The organism is Methylobacterium sp. WL1 (assembly GCF_008000895.1).
Lineage (GTDB): Bacteria > Pseudomonadota > Alphaproteobacteria > Rhizobiales > Beijerinckiaceae > Methylobacterium.
The window spans coordinates 2,199,997-2,219,120 of sequence record NZ_CP042823.1; the positions used below are offsets into that span (position 1 = coordinate 2,199,997).

General features: G+C 70.1%; 15 protein-coding genes, 1 tRNA gene and 1 pseudogene. 13 read left to right on the forward strand and 4 right to left on the reverse strand.

The window, feature by feature from the left end; translation table 11 throughout:
• The first annotated feature begins 19 nt into the window (after nucleotides 1-19).
• From FVA80_RS10900 to FVA80_RS10925, 6 genes and pseudogenes are all read left to right on the forward strand, one after another.
• Nucleotides 20-648, forward strand: a pseudogene (locus tag FVA80_RS10900) (uroporphyrinogen-III synthase).
• Nucleotides 649-979: 331 nt separating this feature from the next.
• Nucleotides 980-2,974, forward strand: a complete 1,995-nt coding sequence (locus tag FVA80_RS10905; RefSeq protein ID WP_246692357.1) for a translation initiation factor 2 — start codon at nucleotides 980-982, stop codon at nucleotides 2,972-2,974.
• 124 nt (nucleotides 2,975-3,098) lie between these two features.
• Nucleotides 3,099-4,595 carry a heme biosynthesis HemY N-terminal domain-containing protein gene (locus tag FVA80_RS10910; RefSeq protein WP_147906998.1) on the forward strand — a complete coding sequence of 499 codons (1,497 nt, stop codon included), beginning with the start codon at nucleotides 3,099-3,101 and terminating at the stop codon, nucleotides 4,593-4,595.
• A gap of 240 nt (nucleotides 4,596-4,835) precedes the next feature.
• Nucleotides 4,836-5,291 carry an NUDIX hydrolase gene (locus FVA80_RS10915; protein WP_147906997.1) on the forward strand — a complete coding sequence of 152 codons (456 nt, stop codon included), beginning with the start codon at nucleotides 4,836-4,838 and terminating at the stop codon, nucleotides 5,289-5,291.
• A gap of 85 nt (nucleotides 5,292-5,376) precedes the next feature.
• Nucleotides 5,377-5,451, forward strand: a tRNA-Thr gene (locus tag FVA80_RS10920).
• A 164-nt stretch (nucleotides 5,452-5,615) separates the two neighbouring features.
• A complete protein-coding gene (locus tag FVA80_RS10925; protein ID WP_147906996.1) occupies nucleotides 5,616-5,897 on the forward strand; it encodes a hypothetical protein in 282 nt (93 codons plus the stop codon).
• A 136-nt stretch (nucleotides 5,898-6,033) separates the two neighbouring features.
• Here the strand turns inward: FVA80_RS10925 and FVA80_RS10930 are convergent, their stop codons facing one another.
• A complete protein-coding gene (locus FVA80_RS10930; RefSeq protein WP_147854703.1) occupies nucleotides 6,034-6,279 on the reverse strand; it encodes a hypothetical protein in 246 nt (81 codons plus the stop codon).
• 383 nt (nucleotides 6,280-6,662) lie between these two features.
• Here FVA80_RS10930 and FVA80_RS10935 point away from each other — a divergent pair, with 383 nt between their 5' ends.
• Nucleotides 6,663-7,046, forward strand: a complete 384-nt coding sequence (locus FVA80_RS10935) for an energy transducer TonB (RefSeq protein WP_147906995.1) — start codon at nucleotides 6,663-6,665, stop codon at nucleotides 7,044-7,046.
• Nucleotides 7,047-7,208: 162 nt separating this feature from the next.
• On the forward strand, nucleotides 7,209-7,352 hold the full coding sequence (locus FVA80_RS30475) for a hypothetical protein (RefSeq protein ID WP_187193646.1): 144 nt from the start codon (nucleotides 7,209-7,211) through the stop codon (nucleotides 7,350-7,352).
• A 6-nt stretch (nucleotides 7,353-7,358) separates the two neighbouring features.
• Here the strand turns inward: FVA80_RS30475 and FVA80_RS31210 are convergent, their stop codons facing one another.
• From FVA80_RS31210 to FVA80_RS10950, 3 genes are all read right to left on the reverse strand, one after another.
• A complete protein-coding gene (locus FVA80_RS31210; RefSeq protein WP_246692358.1) occupies nucleotides 7,359-7,511 on the reverse strand; it encodes a hypothetical protein in 153 nt (50 codons plus the stop codon).
• A 197-nt stretch (nucleotides 7,512-7,708) separates the two neighbouring features.
• Nucleotides 7,709-8,698, reverse strand: coding sequence for an inorganic phosphate transporter (locus tag FVA80_RS10945; protein WP_147906993.1), 990 nt, complete (start codon nucleotides 8,696-8,698; stop codon nucleotides 7,709-7,711).
• Nucleotides 8,699-8,707: 9 nt separating this feature from the next.
• Complete coding sequence (locus FVA80_RS10950) at nucleotides 8,708-9,349, reverse strand: DUF47 domain-containing protein (protein WP_147906992.1); 642 nt, start codon at nucleotides 9,347-9,349, stop codon at nucleotides 8,708-8,710.
• A gap of 236 nt (nucleotides 9,350-9,585) precedes the next feature.
• Here FVA80_RS10950 and FVA80_RS10955 point away from each other — a divergent pair, with 236 nt between their 5' ends.
• The 5 genes from FVA80_RS10955 to FVA80_RS10975 all read left to right on the forward strand — a co-directional run bounded on the left by FVA80_RS10955 (nucleotide 9,586) and on the right by FVA80_RS10975 (nucleotide 19,106).
• Entirely contained in the window at nucleotides 9,586-9,810 is a 225-nt protein-coding gene (locus FVA80_RS10955; protein WP_147906991.1) for a hypothetical protein, read from the forward strand.
• 1,068 nt (nucleotides 9,811-10,878) lie between these two features.
• Nucleotides 10,879-13,347: a family 16 glycosylhydrolase gene (locus FVA80_RS31215; RefSeq protein WP_147906990.1), complete on the forward strand. Its 2,469-nt coding sequence runs from the start codon at nucleotides 10,879-10,881 to the stop codon at nucleotides 13,345-13,347.
• Nucleotides 13,348-14,292: 945 nt separating this feature from the next.
• Nucleotides 14,293-14,610 (forward strand): hypothetical protein, encoded by a 318-nt coding sequence (locus FVA80_RS10965; protein ID WP_246692359.1) that lies wholly within the window; start codon nucleotides 14,293-14,295, stop codon nucleotides 14,608-14,610.
• Between the two features lie 58 nt (nucleotides 14,611-14,668).
• Nucleotides 14,669-15,847 (forward strand): efflux RND transporter periplasmic adaptor subunit, encoded by a 1,179-nt coding sequence (locus FVA80_RS10970; RefSeq protein ID WP_147906989.1) that lies wholly within the window; start codon nucleotides 14,669-14,671, stop codon nucleotides 15,845-15,847.
• Between the two features lie 85 nt (nucleotides 15,848-15,932).
• Entirely contained in the window at nucleotides 15,933-19,106 is a 3,174-nt protein-coding gene (locus tag FVA80_RS10975) for an efflux RND transporter permease subunit (protein ID WP_147906988.1), read from the forward strand.
• Nucleotides 19,107-19,124: the final 18 nt, after the last annotated feature.

Below are 19,124 nucleotides of genomic sequence, written 5' to 3' on the forward strand. Positions count from 1 at the left end.
CGCCCCCCTCGTGGCATCGGTGCTGGCGATCGGGCCGACCGGCGCGGAACCGCCCGCCGGTTCGTTCGACGCGCTTCTGTTCACCAGCGCCCACGCGGTGCCGGCCCTCCGGGACACGCAAAGCCTGCGCGGGCTGCCGGTCTTCGCGGTCGGCCCCCGGACCGCCGAGCGTGTGCGCGCGGCGGGGCTCGGGCCTGTTCGGGAGGGACGGGTGACGCGGCTGGGCTCGCCGCCCTCGTGGCCGAGGTGTTGCCGGCCGGGGCGTGCCTGCTCCACGCCACCGGGACCGCCCGCAAGCCCGAGCCCGAAGCGACCCTGACGGCCGCCGGATTCACGATCGTGATCGTCGAGGCCTACACGGCGGATCTGGTCCCGACCCTGCCTGCTGCCGTGGGCGACGCACTCGCCGCCGGGGCGCTCGATGCCGCGCTGCATTACTCCCGCCGCAGTGCGGCCGCCGCGCTCGCGCTCGCGGATGGATCGGGACACGGCGGAGCTTTCCGCCGCTTGAGGCATTACTGCCTGTCTGTTGATGTCGCGTTCCCCCTGGAAGCCGCCGGCATCGCGGTCCATTTCGTTGCGGCACGGCCGCGGGAAACGGATCTGCTCGATGCCCTCGCGCCACGCTTCGGCGACGGCGCGCGGTGACAGCGGGACAGAGCCGCCGTATCTCGCCCTCGCGCCCGGTGCCGCCGCGGTGCTACGGGGGCGCGGCGACGCCGAAGAGTTGGAGGACTTGCCCGTGACGCCACCACCCAGCGACGCCGACAAGCCCGGAGCCGGCGGTCCGAAGCCGGGCGGCGCTCCGTCCACCCCTGCGCAACCCGATCCGGGCCGGACCGAATCCCGGCCCGGTGCGAAGTCGCCCGCCCCCGCGGTGGGGGGCGCCAAGCCCGTGCCGGTCGCACCGAATCAGCCGGGTGCACCCGGCACTGGATCTCCGGCGGCCACTCCGCCCAAGCCGGCGACCGAACCGGTCTTGACCGTCAAGCCGGGCAGCACCGGCGCGGCCGACGGCAAGCCAGAAGCCGGCAAACTACTTGGCGACGGCGCCAAGCCGTCCGCCGCTGGAACGGATCGTCCCGGCGAGAGCAAGCCTGCCGCGACCCAGCCGGGCGCCACGGCCTCTTCGGGCTCCGAGGCCAAGCTGGCGTCCGGCATCGCCGGGCCGAAATCCGAACCTAGCAAACTCGAGCCCGGCAAGCCCGAACCCGGCAAGCCCGAAGCCGGCAAGGTCGAACCCGGCAAGCCCGAGGCGGTTAAGCCCGATCCCACCAAGCCGGATCCCACCAAGGCTGGCCAGCCGGGTGCGGGCGCGCAGAATGGCGGTGGTCCCCGGCCCGGTGCTGCGGCGACCGGTGCCGCGGCCGCTGCGGTCACGGCCGGGCCGATCCTGGACCTGAAGGCCAAGCGCATTCCCGATCCGCCGCAGCCCGGCAAGGACGCCCCGAAGGATGCGCCCAGGGACGGGTCGAAGGACGCTGCGAAGGAAACTGGCAAGGAAACTGCCAAGGACACTGCAAAGGTTGCCGCGAAGGAGCCCCCGAAGGGCTCCGGGACGACGGCCCTGAACCCCGTGACCCCGCCGGCCGGGCGGGCCCGGGCCGGGTTCGGCTCCCTGGCGGCGGCCGGCCTCATCGGCGGCCTGATCGGCGCGGGTGCGCTGTTCGGCGCGGAGCGCGCCGGCTTCGGCACTGTGCGGCCGAACGCCTCCGATCCGTCCCTGTCCGGCCAGGTCGCCTCCCTCGACAAGCGGGTGGACGGGCTCGCCCCGCGCGATGCCGTCGCCGACCTCGACAAGCGTGTCGCCGCCGCAGAGGCCGCGGCCCGGCAGGCTCTGGAGAAGTCCCCGGCCCCCGGCGGCGCTGCGACGGACGGGCAGGCGCCCGGGACGAATGCGGCGGTGCCAGCCGATTTCGCCGCGCGCCTCGACAGCCTCGATCAGCGGGTCGCCGCGCTCCAGGAGGAGCCCGGCCGGGATCAGGGGGGCGATGCCAAGCTCGGCGCGGCCCAGGCGGCCGATCCCAAGCAGGTCGCCGATCTCGATGCGCGCGTGAAGGCGCTCGAGGCGGATCAGCCCGACAAGGGGGCCGCGGCCGAGGCGTCGGAGACGATCGCCGCCCTGCAGGGCGAGGTCGAGCAGCGGGCCAAGGCCAATGCCACGGCCGACGCCGCCCTGGGCCAGCGCCTCGACAGCCTGCAGCAGGCCCTCGACGCCCGCGTGAAGGCCGCCACCGAGGCGGTTCAGGCGGCCACGCAGGCGAGCCGCACCGCCGCGGAGGCGGGTCAGACCCAGGCCGCCGAGGCCGCGAAGGCGGTCGACCGCCGCCTGCAGGAGCAGGCCGACAAGATCGCCGCGCTCGACAAGAGCGTGTCCCAGCGGGCCGAAATCTCCACCGTTCAGGCGGCGCTGCGGGTGGTGGTGGCCGATCGCGTCGCCTCGGCGCTCGCGGCCGGCATGCCCTACGCGGAGCCGCTCGCGACGCTGCGCAAGCTGGATCCGGGTGCGGAAGCCCAGGCCACGGCGCTCGCGCCGTTCGCCGAGACCGGCGCGCCGACCACGGCTCAACTCGCCAACGCGTTCCGGCCGGTCGCCGAGCAAGTCGCCGCCAAGCGCCGGTCGCAGCTGGCCCGGAGCGCCGCCGAGACCGGCGATTTCCGCACCAAGCTCCTGAGCATGGCCGACGGCCTCGTGCAGGTGCGCAAGGTCGATGCGCCCGCCACCACGCCGGAGGCGTCCGACGAACCCGAGGCCAAGGTCCAGGCGGCGCTGGACCGCGGCGACCTGCCGGCGGCGTCCGCGGCCTTCGCGGCCCTGCCGCCCGAGATGCGCGACCAGGCCGGCGATTTCGCCGCCAAGCTCAAGGCCCGGGCCGCCGCCGAGGAGTCCGTACGGGCCCTGCTCGCCGGTGTCTTCAAGGCCCTGCCTACGGATGCGGCCTCCGGTGCCGCCCCGGCGGCGCCAGGCCGCTAGGCAGTGACGGCGTCGATCCGCGCCTCGCGCGGCTGCATCTTCTCCGGTCGGGCGCCCAGGCGCCCCGCCTCTCCCGCACCCAGCGGTGGCCGCCCGGCGGCCGTCGACAGGAGACACTGACCCCATGTGGCGCGCCCTCGCCTTCCTGGCCCTGCTCGCACTCGCCGCCTTCGGGGCGGTCTGGATCGCCGACCGGCCCGGCACCGTCACCGTCGTCTGGAACGGCTACCAGATCGGCACCAGCCTCGCGGTCGCCCTGGTCGGCGTGATCGCCGCGGCCATCGTCCTGGGCCTGCTCTGGGCGATCGTGCGCGGCGTGATCGGCCTACCCGAGGCGCTGGTGCGCGGTTCGGCGGAACGCCGCCGGGCGAAGGGCTTCTCCGCCCTCTCGCGCGGGATGGTGGCGGTGGGCTCGGGCGACCCGCTCGCCGCCCGCCGCTACGCCGGGGATGCCGAGCGGCTGCTCGGCCCCGAGCCGCTGACCCTCCTGCTCAAGGCCCAGGCGGCACAGATCTCCGGCGACCGCGACGCCGCCGAGAGCGCCTTCCAGCGCATGGTCGACGACCCCGAGACCCGGGTGCTCGGCCTGCGCGGCCTGTTCGTCGAGGCGCGCCGCCGCGAGGACGAGACCGCCGCCCGCGCCTACGCGGTGGAGGCGGCCCGCCTCGCTCCCAGCGTGACCTGGGCCAACGAGGCGATGCTGGAGGCGCAATCCGCCGACGGCGACTGGGGCTCCGCTCTCGAGACCATCGAGCGGCGCTCCTCCCTGGGGCTGATCGACAAGCCGACCGCCCGGCGCCAGCGGGCCGTGCTCCTGACGGCGATCGCCGGCGAGCGCGAGGCCGGTGAGCCGGAACTCGCCGCCGAGCGCGCCCTGCAGGCGGTCAAGCTCGCCCCCGACCTGGTACCGGCAGCCTGCATCGCGGGGCGCCTGCTCTCGCGCCGGGGCGACCTGCGCAAGGCCGCCAAGGTCGTCGAGACGGCCTGGAAGACCAATCCGCACCCCGACCTCGCCAAGGTCTATCTCGGCCTGCGCCCCGGTGATTCGGTCCGCGACCGCCTAGCCCGGGCCGAGACCCTGGCCAAACTCACGTCCTGGGATCCGGAATCCCGCCTCGCCGTGGCGCAGGCGTCCCTCGACGCGCGCGAATACGGCCGGGCTCGGGAGGCCCTGAAGCCGCTGCTCGCCGACCGCCCGACCGTCCGCTCCAGCCTGATGATGGCGGCGATCGAGGAGGCCGAGCACGGCGCGGCGTCCGGTCAGGCCCGCGAGTGGCTGTCCCGGGCGGCCCGGGCGCCGCGCGACCCTGTCTGGATCGCCGACGGCATCGCGTCCGACACCTGGGCACCGGTCTCGCCGGTCAGCGGCCGCCTCGACGCGTTCGCGTGGCGCGAGCCGCCGAACACGTTGGCACCCTCCGAGCCCGCGGTGGAGCCGGAGGAGCCCGACCTGCCGAAGCCCGTCCTCGTCCCGGCCGAACCGATGTCGCCCGCCCCGCTTCCAACCATCATCCCCGCCGCCAGCCCGCCGGCTGGTCCGGGGGCCGACGCGGTTTCCGCCGGCATGGCCTCTGCGGCGGTCCCGGCCTCGGGCGAGCGGGCCGCGCGGCGGACGGCATGACGGATCGGCTGGTCCGGCCTTAGCCGGATAACGAGAGAAGAGTGGGAGATATCAGTCTTGTACTGAACTTTTCCCTCGGTCGCGCGCTTACGTTGACGTCAGTTGTTGATAATGCGTACCCTGTTGCTGATGCACGCCCGCGCCGACCGAGGATCAGACAATCTGCCCTCCGCTTCATCTCCCTGTCGCGTCGCCGATCCGGCGGGGCGCAACGCGGGTTCCGACCCGGCCGGTCCTGTCGTGACGGCCGCGATCGAGGACACGGCCGAACCGCGCCGGCAGGTGGGCGTTCTGCCGTTTCAGCAGGGGCGCGACGGTGAGAACCGGATCCTCCTGGTGACCTCCCGGGAAAGCCGGCGCTGGGTCATCCCGAAGGGGTGGCCGATGAAGGGCCGCAAGCCGTTCGAAGCAGCGGCGCGCGAAGCCTACGAGGAAGCCGGCCTGCGCGGCGATGTCGGCAAGCGGCCACTCGGCTACTACGTCTACCAGAAGCGCCTGAAGAACCTCGACGCGGTCCTGTGCCAGGTCAAGGTTTTCCCGCTCAAGGTTCGCAAACAGCTCAAGAACTTCCCGGAGGCGAATCAGCGCGAGTTGCGCTGGTTCACGCCTGCCGAGGCCGCCGAGGCCGTGTCCGAACCGGGCCTCGCGGCGATCATTCGCGCCACATGCCGGCAAGTTAAGGCGACGGACGCGTAACCCACCGTTGCCAAGCCGGCGATGATCCGTTATTGCCCCTCTCAGCCGGACGGACACGCCCCCAAGCGGGGTCGCCACGGCGCTTGCTGCGGTAGCTCAGTGGTAGAGCACTTCATTGGTAATGAAGAGGTCGACAGTTCAATCCTGTCTCGCAGCACCAGAATTTCTCCTGACTGACTGATCGTTTCAAGGGTACAGCGGGCTCTCGCTGCGCCAATCCTCGGGTTTGCTTGAAGGATCGCCGGAAAGGCGTCGTCGAGCCTGTCGGCTTCCCGTGGCGCCTAGGATGGCGCGCCGTTCCATCCGTTTGGGGATGATGCAGGATTGAACACGACGGCCCTCTTCACGATGCTGGGTATCGTCCTCGGCTGGGTCGTCCTGGCCGGGGCCGCGCTGCTGGCGGGCCGGATCGCCACCTTCGCGTTCATGGTCCTGACCGTGGTTGCGCTGTTCCTCTATGTGCCCTGGGTCAGGCTGCGCGCCAGCGGGATCGAGGGCTCGAGTCGGCCGGTCCGGTTCTGGACGAATGTCGCGATGCTGGTGGTCAGCCTCGCGGCGTGCCTCGCCTTCGCGGTGATGCTGGCCCGGCGGATGGGGTTCTTGTAGCCGGAGGCCCACGAGAGCGTCGTCGGACGGCTATCTCGAAGTGCCGCATCGTCCCATCGGGGGCATCGGAGTCTCTGCGTCTCCCGCAGGACCAGCAGCGATGCCGGACGCCGAACCGAACCGGCGCCCGATCGCCTCAGTGCTTCGTCAGGCTGTCGAGGGTCTCGTTCTGTCCGAGCGTGTCCGAGAACCGTCCGAGACGGCTAAGGCTCGGCTCGTTCAGGCCACCGGCATTGGCGAAGGTGGCCAACGCGATACCGACCAGAAAGCTGGCTTCCTCGGCGGTGACCGCCCGACCGCTCAGCGTACTGGCCGCTCCGCGCACGGCGAGCACGGCCTGCTGGAACGCGGGGTCGTTCTGCAGCTCCGCCAATCGGGTCATCTGAGGCTTTCTCCTGGATCACGTGTGTTGTCTGCGGCGTCGCCGGAGCCTTTGGACCCATCGGCGGGGACGGTTCAAGGGGTGCCGCGCCTGTGTCCCGGAACCGGGACGATGCCGGCGGCGCTGGTCTGCGTCGAAACCGGATAATCGACCCTCATAAGCGTCACGGTAGGTGGGTTTCACATCATGGATCAAGGTTTCCATCCGGCCGGCTGACGATCCGCAACGGATCGAGATCGCAAAGACCGGCCGTCCTGACGGTTGCTCGGGCCCCGCGGCACCGCAGGCTTTGCCCCCGGACACCGGGGCCGGGGTCACGGCCGGTAAACCCTTCGGCGTGAGGATAGCCGGGCTACCATCAGGCACAGGATCGTTGTTCCAGCATGTCGTCACGCGTGTTGACTTACGGGACCGCCGCGCTCCTCGGCGTTCTGCTGCTGCCCTGGCCGGCGGCGGCGCGGATGGGGGTCTCGCCGGCGGTGCGCACCTGGCTGTCCGGCCTCGTCACCCGGATCGACGCGGTCGATCGCGCTGATCGGCACGCGAACACCCGCCGGGCAGCCGGCACCGTGTTGGTGCGGATCGAGATCGCCGCCGACGGTTCGGTGCGTCAGGCCGAGATCGAGCGTAGTTCGGGCTCCCGCGGGCTCGACCGTCGGGCGCTCCGGGCGGTGCAGGGGGCGAGCCCGTTCAGGGCGCCCCCGGTCGAGCTGCTGGCCGAGGACGGGGTCGCCGACCTCAGCGTTCCGGTGCAGTTCGGGCGCTAGAGCATCGTTCCGAAAGGTGGCCGCCGGCTTTCGGAACACGACGATGCGCCGAACCTCGGCCTCGGAAACCCGTAGTTTGCGACGGTGCGCGGCGCCGTCCTGAAACTTTTGTCGAATCGCCTCCGTTCGCGTCTTCAACCACAAGGCGCGTCCGGGAGGTTGATGGTGAGAGACACATTCGCGCGGCTGCGCCGGGAAGAGACGAAGCGGCCGCCCCTGCCCCTGGTGGTCTCGTGGCTGGCGGTGTCGGTCGGGATGTGGGTCGTGATCTACGCCTATTCCGGCCGCGTGATCTGGACCTGGTGACCGGGTTCAGCGATCGTCGTGACGGCTCGCGCCGACAAACGCTCCGATCAGGTAGCCGGACTGGTGGGCCGCCAGATAGGCGAGCAGCACCAGGACCTTCACGGCATCGATCGTGGACGTCAGTGCCCAGAGGGGCAGGCATATCAGGGCGATCAGCACCGAACTCGCCACGACAGCCGGGGCCCGATAGAGCCATCCTTCCAGAATTCCTGCTGCGCATAAGAGGGCCGCGATAAGCAACAAGCAGCACCCTGTATGGCGTAATAGTAAGATTTATAGCTCAATCCTACGCATGTTGCTATATTAAGCCTCTTAAATTCGGTTTCGTGCGCGCGACGCATATTTTTCCTGGCCGGTCACGGCAGCACCAGGCCGGAGACGCCGTAGATCAATGCCGCGACCAGCGCCGCCGCGGGCATCGTGACCACCCAGGCGATCACGATGCCCTGGGCGATGTTCCAGCGCACCGCCGAAACCCGCCTGGCCGCACCGACTCCGACGATCGCCCCGGTGATCGTGTGAGTGGTGGAGACCGGGATCCCGAACGCGGTGGCGGCAAACAGGGTGACGGCCCCACCGGTCTCGGCGCAGAAGCCCTGCATGGGCGACAGCCGGGTGATCTTCGAGCCCATCGTGTGGACGATGCGCCAGCCGCCGAGCAGCGTGCCGAGCGCCATGGCGGTCTGGCAGGACAGCACCACCCAGAGCGGCACGTGGAACGCACCGCCCTCCTCCCCGTGGGCGTAGAGCAGCACCGCGATGATGCCCATGGTCTTCTGCGCGTCGTTGCCGCCATGGCCGAGCGAGTAGAGCGAGGCCGAGACGAACTGCATCCCCCGGAACAGCCGGTCCACCGCGTGAGGGGTCGAGCGCACGAAGATCCACGATACCGCCAGCATCAGCAGCAGCCCGAGGCCGAAGCCCAGGGCGGGCGAGAGCACGATGGCGGCGCTGGTCGCGATCACGCCGGGCCAGACGATCGCGCCGAGGCCCGCCTTGGCGATGCCGGCCCCGAGCAGGCCGCCGATCAGCGCGTGCGAGCTCGAGGATGGGATTCCGGCGTACCACGTGATCAGGTTCCAGCTGATCGCGCCGCCCAGGGCCCCCAGGATCACCCGGTCGGTCACCATGTCGACATCGACGATGCCCGACCCGACCGTGCCGGCCACGTGCAGGCCGAAGATCAGGAACGCCACGAAGTTGAAGAACGCCGCCCAGATGACGGCGTAGCGGGGCGCGAGCACCCGGGTCGACACGATGGTGGCGATCGAGTTTGCGGCGTCGTGCAGCCCGTTCAAGAAATCGAAGAGCAGGGCGACGGCGATGAGGACGATCAGGAGGGGCACGCGGCCGGCTCAGACATGCTCGACCACGATGCTGCTGATCTGGTTCGCGACATCCTCGAACCGGTCCATGACCTTCTCCAGGTGGTCGTACAGCTCGGACCCGACCACGAAGGCCATGGGATCCTGCCGGGAAGCCTTGAACAGGGCCTTGAGCCCGGCATTGTGCAGGTCGTCGGCCCGGCCTTCGAGCTGGATCACCCGCTCGGTCAGAGTGTTCAGGACGGTCGCGTTCTCGCCCAGCGCCCGCAGCTTCGGCATCGCCTCGGCGGTCGCGGCGGCGGCCTCCTGGATCACCGCGCCCATCTCGCGCATTGACGGCTCGAAGGCGGTGACCTCGAACAGCTGCACCGTCTTGGCGGTCTTGAGCATCTGGTCGATGGCGTCGTCAAGGGAGCCGACAAGGGCCTGGATGTCGCCCCGGTCGAACGGGGTGATGAAGGTCCGCCGCACGGCCAGCAGGGCGTCCCGGGTGATCGTGTCGGCGGCATCCTCGTGGTCGGCGATCGCCTGGCAGGCCACCGGGACGTCCTGGGTGCCATCGAGCAGGGCCCGGAGCGCGGCCGCGCCGCCGACCAGGGTGGCGGCATGGCGCTCGAACAGGTCGAAGAACCGGTCTTCCTTCGGCATCAACGCACGAAACCAGCCCAGCATGTGACGTCCCGGTTCGAGGATCAGTATCCGTGCAAGCTCGACTGCCAGATACGCCTAGCATGGCGATCGGCGGTTCGCATCAGCCGGCACCGGTCACGCCCTACATTCGGGTCGCTTGCGTCATTGATCATATCGATTTCTATTATCGATCCTATCTGTTTGGATCATGACGCAGTGCAGCGTAGATAGTGCCTCGACAACGGGCTTCGGACCCGGACAGCAAGAGGTATCCCACCATGACCACGCGTTCCTTGATCCTGGCCGCCCTGGCCTCCATCCCGATGATCGGTTCAGCCCTGGCCGATGAGGCCATCAACCTGACGCCGCCGCTCTACCGGGAGCAGGCCCGGGTGATCTCGACCACCCGTCCCGCGACCGAACTGGCGACCACGCCGCGCCTCGTCCCGGCGGCTCAGACCACCACCCGTGTCGTCACCGCTACCGCGATGCCGACCCGCTGATGCGGGCCGGACGCCTCCCGGCGCATCTTCACGGCGCATCGCTCAGACGCATCCCGGAGCCCCCAGCCCTGCTCCGGGATGCCGCAGACCGAGCGCACCACCCCTGCGCCCGGCGGGTGCCGGACCGGCGGCCCGGGATGCAAGATCCCCAGGCCGCATAGGCGCGCGCCCCCATAAGACCCAGTCGGAATCGCGGATCGACGCGCCTGACAGGGTGCGAACGGTTGCAGTGCAAAACGCGATGCCGCGTCGGCAGTCCGCCCGACAGTGCAGGCTTCGTCCCGATACCGAACTCGTGCACCGCCCCGACCGCCCATGATGTCGGCGCCCGCCGTTCCTGCGCGCGTTCCCCGGTCGATCGCAAGAAAAGCGGATCCGCCACGGCGACGGGCTCGCTGTTACCCGCCGGGCTCCCCGGACCGGTGCGGCCCGATTGGTAGGTAATCGATCCTTGGCCCTTCTCCGGCTTGCGCCAACCGGCGTCCGGAGGCCGGCCACCGGCGGCTCCTGATCGTCGCCCCTGCGGCTTCGTGTCGAACCCCCGAATCCGCTTCGGATCCGCTCCGCTCGACCTGGGCCCGGCGAAATCCGAGCTGGGCAGGATCCGCCCATTCCCATCCAAAGCGAAGTCGCGCCGCGACCGCACGCCGGTCATTCCGCGCGGACCGACCCGCAGGATAACCCGCTCTCAACGCAGGATTTCATCCGCTGAGCGGGGCTTCCGGACCGGCTATCCCCGGCAACACCTATCTTCATTCCGACAGGTCTCGGGCGGACTGGGAATAGGAAGATAGGCTTGTGCGCGGTATGGCTCGACAGCAACTGTCAATCCCGAATGCAGCATCGAACCGAGCTGATCTTCATAGGCCGAAAACGGGATCTTGAATGCTGCACAAATACAAATCTTGACAGCAGCGCAACCACGTACGTAATGTTTCCACAGTGTTAAATTTAGGAAAAATAGCTGAGTAGGTTGCCCGTCCACTCGGGTGGCTGACGCGACGTAGGCAAGTTCTCTTGTGCTGCGATGGATCAATCGCGCCCTGCTGCAAGTCTGGGGAAACATTCATGGTCGACTTGACCGGTTATAAACTAACCTTCGACGAAGAGTTTAACACCCGGAGCATTTCACAGACTGGCGCGGGGACCACCTGGGCCGATATCCGCGCGCAAGACCGTGGTGACGCGAATGCCGATGTCGGGTTCGGCCACTCGTCCTTCGTGGACAAGGGGTCTGGCTACGACCCGTTTCAGCTCCAGGACGGCGCCCTGTCGATCACGGCGGTCCCGGACAGGACTTCGTCCGGCGTGCCGGGCAGCTGGGAATCCGGCCTGCTGACGACCCAGGGCAATTTCTCGCAGACCTACGGGTATTTCGAAGTCCGGGCCGACTTCTCCGAGCAGGTCGGCGCCTGGGACGCGTTCTGGCTGCTGCCCAACCAGCAGAAGGCCGACCCCTACAACGCGGGCCAGCACCAGGAGCTTGACGTCGTCGAGCGCTACGGCGACGGGCCGAGCACCGTCTACAGCACGATCCACACGACGGATCAGACGCCGAACATCCCCTGGCAGCAGAACCGCCAGGTCACGAGCGTAATGCCGGACCAGACCGGCTATCATACCTACGGCATGAACTGGCAGGCCGACCGGATCAGCTTCTACGTGGACGGCCAGATGACCGGCTCGCAGGCGACGCCGTCGGATCTGCACAGCCCGATGTACATGCTGGTGAACCTGGCCACCCAGGGGGGCGGCAGCAACAACGCCGATCTCGCCGGCGTGCCGATCAGCTCGAAGATCGACTACGTCCGAGCCTATTCGAACGATCCGACCGCAGCCGCCGTGAAGCGCGACACCGTGTCGAGCCCCGACGGCCGGGATCCGGGCCTGTACGGCGCCGCCGCGGCAACCTCGACGAACACGACGACAGCCGCCGCGACCACGGCAAGCGCGGAGAGGGGCACGACGACCACGGCCACGAGCGTGGCTTCGTCGGCAGCGTCGGCCACCAAGCCGGCGACCGGTTCGACCACCGGGACGGCATCAGGAACAACCAACCCGACGAACGGCTCGGCCGCCGCGCCGACGACGAGTTCCACGGTCACGATTGCCGCGACCCCCAAGCCCACCGTCTCGACGGCGCCGACCGGGGCTGCCTCCCCGTCGAGCGTCAGCCCGAACGGAGGCGTGTCCCCCGCCGCCGCACCGACACCGGCCGCTCCGACGACGGGGTCCGGCGCCTCCAGGCCGTCAGCCGTTCAGAACCCGCCTGTCGGCGCGTCTTCGGGCTCGACCAACGCCACGCCGGGAACGAGCGCGCCCACCGCCAGCGCTGCGCCCACGACGGCCTCATCGACGGTCCCTGCCGCAAGCACGACCCCCACGACGGCGCAAAGCAGCGCCCCGGTCGCATCGACCGGCACTGCTCCGAGCGCGACCGGCAGCGGTGCGAACGGTGCAACGCAGGCGTCCACCGCGAGCGCGACGCCGCCGGCTGCAACCTCCACGACGAGTGCGAGCGGCTCGGCGACTCCGACCACGGGTTCCACCGCCGCGTCTGCGCCGGCCAGCACCGGGAGCGGAACCGGCCCGGCAGGCGGCAGTGCGACGACGGGGTCCCCTTCGACCACCCTCAGCGCAGCACCTGCCGCGCCGACGCCGAATGCCGCCGGCACGACGCCCTCGACGGTGACCGCCAGCGCGCCGACCAGTGCCGCTTCCAGCGCGGTGAGCAGCACGAGCGGCGGATCGCACACGACCGCGAGCGCGCCGTCCCAGACCGCCGCGGAGACGACTCACTCGGGTGGTGCGACCCATTCGGGCGGTGCGACTCTTGCGGCCACGGGTTCGGCTCCCCCTCCGACCACCGTCGGCGCAGCGCCTCAGGCCCCTGCCCCGACGACGAACTCCGCGGGGACGGCGAATCTGTCCGCGTCCCCCGTGTCGGGTCAGTCCGCGGCCGCCTCGACAACGCCGGCAAACGGCATGGCCCACACGCCGACCGCAGGACCGAGCGCGGCGGCCCCGGCGGCCCTCGACACAACGGCGGTGACGACCCCGCCCGGTGGGTCCGGCGCAAACGGTGTCGCGAGCCCGGCAAGCGTAGTCCCGGTGGCGAGCAGCGCCACCGTGCAGCCGGCCATGGCCACCGCTCCGACCAACCCGGCCTCGACGGTGGCACCCGGCTCCGGCGGTACGGCGCGGCCGGTGCTGGGCAGCGCAACCCGTTCTCCCGCCGGCACGCAGAACCCGTACCCGCCGACCGGCAACCCGATCGCCGCCGCGCCGACGGCCCCCATCAATCCGGGCAGCGTAACGAGCGCGTCCCCAGCCGCATCCGCGGGCGCCACGAGCCCGCAGGGTCCCGCCGTCCCGGCGGTGAGCAAGGCTCCCACCTATGAGACGTTCTCCGTCCCCGAGAGCCAGCGGAAAGCCGCGATCGCCCTGATGGCCAAGATCAACAAGGGCGAAGCCAGCGCACCCGCGACCACCGACTGGTTCACCAAACTGTCCAACATCCTGATGCATCTCTGGTAGGCGCAGCTTTCGAACGCGGTTTCTGAAGGCGCCTGCGAGCGCGGGCCGCTTCGCTCACCGGGACCTGCGGATGTCCGCAGCCGGCGGGATGGTGCGTGGTGTGGCCCGGAGGGTCGCGCCCGGCGCCTGCCGGCACCCGTTGCCTCCCGGTACGAGACGGTCGCCGGCGGTTGATCCACCGGGCGGCCGCTGCTCGATGTTGCCGCGCGGCAAACCGCGAAACGGCAGTCCGGCGCAATGCCACGGCCTCGACGCATCGTTCTGGCTTGCGCCGAGCCGGCATCCACGTGGCTGGCGAGCGCTCGGGCTGGAGCGGGTCCGCTGCGAGGGGACGCCGCGACTCGGGCCCACCTGTGCCGGGCGCGATCCGGGACGCGGATACGCCAGCCGCCTCCCGGCAGCGGATCGGCTCCGTTCCGATCCGTCGAGCGGCACGGGCTAGCTCACGACGCGGCCTCCCTCGCCAGCATCGGCCGCGCGCCGCGTCCCGAGGCACCTCCTGGCGGCCGCGGTACTCGACACGGTCGCGCCACCGGATCGGACGGGGGCACGCGTCGACGATGGGATGCGGCGTCTCGAATGCAATAACGGCGACCTGCCCGCTCAGTATGGCGGTCGTTCTCCCATCGGGATAGCCGGGCCTGGCGAGCCACCCCGCGTCCGGGCTTCAAGATTGGCATTTCACATTCGGTAATCAATTCAAACGAAGCCGATCGTTTCCGCGGCGCGAATGCCGATTATCAGTAGAAATCCGCTCTGATGGCCCGCCTTTTGAAGTCGGCGCGCGCACGGCCTGTGGTATCCATTGCAAACCGGCGGCCGAATCGGGTTTGTCCTGCGCAGAGACACCGCGGCATCGCGGGGCGCGCGACACCTGAGGAGGGTGGTCGCGGCTTGGATCGATCAGTTGGCCCGGTCGGCGCAGTGACCGGAGGCGTATCGACGATGATGATCGCTATTCCCGCCTTGCTGATGGGAGCGACCCTGTCGGTGCCGGTCGCGGACCGCGTGCCGGTCTTCGATGTCGGGCCGGGGTGCCGGGCGGCCACCACGCTGATGACCCTCGATCCCAGGCGGCAGAAACTCTGCCTCGACGATGAGGCGTCGGCACGCGCGCAGGTCGCCCAGAAATGGTCGCGCTATGCGGCCGTCGACCGGACGCGCTGCACCGCGGAGGCCCAGCTGGATGGGCTGCCGAGCTACGTCGATCTGCTCGAGTGCCTGACCCTCGCCCGCGAGGCCAAGGCGGAAGACACGTGGTAGCCGCGGCAGGATCTCTGTCCACGACCGTCCCGTAACGATCCCAGTCGAGGGGCCGCCCGTGCCGATCGCGCCACTGCTTTCCGGACCCGTCCGCGTTCTGGTCGTCGCGACCATCGCGGCGCTGGCGGCCGGGTGCCGCGACACCAACCAGTACGTTCCGCCGCCGCCGCCGAGCGTCTCGGTGGCGCAGCCGGTCGTGCGCAACGTGACGCGCTACTTCGAGCTCACCGGCAACACCAAGGCGTTCGCGGCCGTCGATCTCGAGGCCCGCGTCCAGGGATTTCTGGAGGGGATCAGCTACACGGACGGGGCCGTGGTGAAGAAGGGCGCGCCGCTCTTCTCCATCCAGCGCAACACCTACGAGGCGCAGCTCAAGCAGGCGCAGGGCGCCCTCGCCGCGCAGCAGGCCGCCCTGGCCAACGCCCAGTCGGAGTATCAGCGCCAGTTCACCCTGGGCCGGCAGGAATTCGCCTCGCAGGCGCGGGTGGAGGATGCCAAGACCAAGCTGGACCAGGCCACCGCCGCTGTGCTGGAGGCGCAGGCCAACCTCGATATCGCCGCGATCAACCTCGGCTACACGCAGGTCTCCGCGCCCTTCGACGGCGTGGTCACCAACCACCTGGTGGATGTCGGGGCGCTCGTCGGCATCAGCGGACCGACCAAGCTGGCGCAGCTCGTGCGCATCGACCCGCTCTACATCTACTTCAACGTCGGCGAGCAGCAGGTCCTGCGGGTCAAGCAGCACCTGCTCGCGACGCAGCGGACGTTGGGCGACCTGTCCAAGATCCCGGTGGAGATCGGCCTGCAGGACGAGGCCGGCTATCCGCATACCGGCAAGCTGGACTACCTCGCGCCGCAGGTGGACCCGTCCACCGGCACGCTGCTGGCCCGGGCGCTCATCGACAACGCCGATCATGCGCTCCTGCCGGGCCTGTTCGTGCGGGTCCGGATCCCGGTCGGACGCGACGACAAGGCCCTGCTGGTCCGCGACGACGCCATCGGGACCAACCAGCAGGGCAGCTACCTGCTCACGGTCGGGGCCGACGACACGGTCTCGCAGCGGGTGGTGACGCTCGGTCCGCGGGACGGGCGCGAACGCGTGATCCAGACGGGGCTCAAACCCGACGAGTGGGTCGTCACGGACGGCATCCAGCGGGCCATCCCGGGGGCCAAGGTCGCGCCCCGGAAGGTGGCGCCGGCCGATGCTTCGGCCGACCCGGCGGCGATCCGGCGGTGAGACGCCGGCCGTCGGCACCCGTCGATCCGCGCTCCCGCCGATCCGGCGGGCCGCCCCTGAGACGCCGGCACCGAGGGTCCACGGCATGATCTCGCGCTTCTTCATCGAGCGGCCGGTCCTGGCCAACGTGCTCGCCCTGGTGATGGTGCTGGTCGGCGCGGTGTCGCTGTTCAACCTGCCCGTGTCGCAATACCCGAACGTCGTCCCGCCGACGGTCCAGGTCACCACGCGCTATCCGGGGGCGAGCGCCCGCACGGTGATCGACACGGTGGCGCTGCCGATCGAGCAGCAGGTCAACGGCGTCGAGGGCATGCTCTACATGCAGTCGACCAGCGCCAGCGACGGCACCTACACCCTCACGGTCACGTTCGCGATCGGCACGGACGGCGACCAGGCCCAAGTGCTGGTGCAGAACCGCGTCGCCATCGCGATGTCGTCGCTGCCGCAGGCGGTGCAGGTGCAGGGCGTCACGACCCAGAAGAAGTCCACCGCGGTCCTGCAATTCGTGACCCTGTCCGCCCCCGATGGGACATTCGACAGCCTGTTCCTGTCGAATTACGGCGTCATCAACGTTCAGAACGAGCTGGCCCGGCTCCCGGGCGTCGGCAACGTCACGGTGTTCGGCGCCGGCCAGTACGCGATGCGGATCTGGCTGGACCCCGACCTCGTGCAGGCCCGGGGTCTCACCCCCGACGCCATCGTCACCATCGTCCAGCAGCAGAGCCAGGAGGTCACCGCCGGGGCCGTGGGCATGCCGCCGGTCCCGGCCGGCCAGGATTTCCAGTACACCCTCAACGTCAACGGGCGGCTGAACGACGCCCCGGACTTCGAGAACATCGTCATCAAGGCGGATGCGCAGGACGGCGGCCGCATCACCCGCCTGCGCGATGTCGGCCGCGTCGAGCTCGGCGCGCAGACCTACAGCCAGTCGTTCACCCTGAACGGTCAGCCCGCCGCCGGCCTCGGCATCTTCCAGCTGCCGGAGGCGAACGCGCTCACGGTGGCGGGGGCGGTCCGCACCCGGATGGGCGAGCTGGCCAAGAGCTTCCCGCCGGGCCTCGTCTACAGCATCCCGTTCGACACGACCGGGTTCGTGCAGGCCTCGATCCACGAGGTCTACACGACGCTGTTCGAGGCCGCCGTCCTGGTCCTGATCGTCATCCTGGTCTTCGTGCAGGACTGGCGCGCCATGCTGGTGCCGGCGACGACGGTCCCGGTGACGATCATCGGCGCCTTCGCGGCGATGGCGGCGATGGGCTTCAGCGTGAACCTCTCGACGCTGTTTGCCATCGTGCTGGCCATCGGCATCGTGGTGGACGATGCCATCGTGATCGTCGAGGGCGTCGCCCACCATATCGACCAGGGGCTCTCGCCCCGGGCGGCGGCCGAGAAGGCGATGGAGGAGCTGTTCGGCCCGATCATCGGCATCACCCTGGTGCTGATGTCGGTCTTCGTGCCGGCCGCGTTCCTGCCCGGCCTGACCGGGCAGCTCTACAAGCAGTTCGCCCTGGTGATCGCCGCCACCGCCCTGATCAGCGCGGTCAACGCCGCCACGTTGAAGCCGACCCAGTGCGCCCTGTGGCTGCGCAAGCCGGTCCCGCCTGAGGAGCGCAACGTGTTCTACCGCGGCTTCAACCGCGTCTACGGCGTCGCCGAGGGCTGGTACGCAAGGCTGATCGGCCACATGGTCCGGCGCAGTGGCGTCATGGTCGCCGTCGCGCTCCTGCTGATCGGCCTGGCCGGATGGGGGCTGACCCGCCTTCCGACCGCGTTCCTGCCGACCGAGGACCAGGGCTACGTCCTCATCGGGGCGCAGCTGCCGGACGGCGCCTCGAAGGAGCGCACCGACGCGGTGATGCAGCGGATCAGCGCGCACGCGAAGGCGACGCCCGGCGTGGACAACGTGCTCACCATCAGCGGCATCTCGGTCCTCGATGCCAACGCCACCCTGCCCAACGCCGGCGTCGCCTACGTCGTGCTCAAGGATTGGGGTGCCCGGGGCAAGGAGAAGGGCCAGGACCTGCGCAGCCTCTACGAGCGCTTCAACGCGATGCTGGAGGGGGTGGAGGGCGCCTCGACCTTCGTGCTCATCCCCCCGCCGATCCAGGGCATCGGCAATGCCAGCGGCTTCACCATGCAGGTGGAGTTGCGCAACGGCGACTTCGACTACCCGCTGCTGGAAAGCCTCGCCCGGACGATCGTCGCCGACGGGACCGCGCAATCCGGGCTGCAGAAGCTCAACACCTCGTTCCGGGCCGGCGTGCCGCAGATCGCGATCGCGGTGGACCGGATCAAGGCCGAGGCCCTGGGCGTGACGGTCGGACAGGTGTTCTCGACGCTGTCGAGCTACGTCGGATCGTCCTACGTCACGCAGTTCAACAAGTTCGGCCGGACCTTCCAGGTCTACGTGCAGGCCGCGCCCGATTACCGGCTGCGCCCGGAGGACATCCAGAACCTGAAGGTGCGCGCCGGCAACGGCGTCATGGTGCCGCTCGGCACCGTCGTCGAGATCAAGTCGGTGCAGGGCCCATCCCTGATCAGCCTCTACAACCTCTACCCGACGGCCACGATCGTGGGTGGGGCGGCCCCCGGCTTCAGCTCCGGGCAGTCGCTGGACCTGATGCAGCAGATCGCCGCGAAGGTGCTGCCGCCGGGCACGGGCTACGACTGGACGGCGATGTCGTATCAGGAGAAGGCCGTGGGCTCCCAGATCTACTGGGTGTTCGCGCTGGCCATCGTGCTCGTCTACCTCGTGCTGGCCGGGCAGTACGAGAGCTGGATCCTGCCGCTGGCGGTCCTGCTCGGCGTGCCGCTGGCGCTCCTGGGGACGGTCGGGGCCCTGCTGTCGCTCGGCGTCGCCAACAACCTCTACACGCAGATCGGCCTGATCCTGCTGATCGCGCTGGCGAGCAAGAACGCCATCCTGATCGTCGAGGTCGCCCGCGAGAAGCGGCAGGCCGGGCTCGACATCGCGGCGGCGGCCGTGGAGGCGGCGCGGCTGCGTTTCCGCCCGATCCTGATGACCTCGTTCGCCTTCATCCTCGGCGTGCTGCCGCTGGTCACCGCCACCGGGGCGGGGGCGGCGGCGCGCAAGTCGATCGGCATCGCGGTGTTCAGCGGCATGCTCGCCTCGACCTGCCTGGCGGTGCTGTTCGTGCCGTCCTTCTACGTCATCCTGCAGCGCCTCGAGGAGCGCCGCGCGCGGGGCCCGCGGCCCGCACCGGCCGGGACGGTCGCGGCGGTCTCGGAGAGCCCCTGACCGCCATGACGCCCGGCC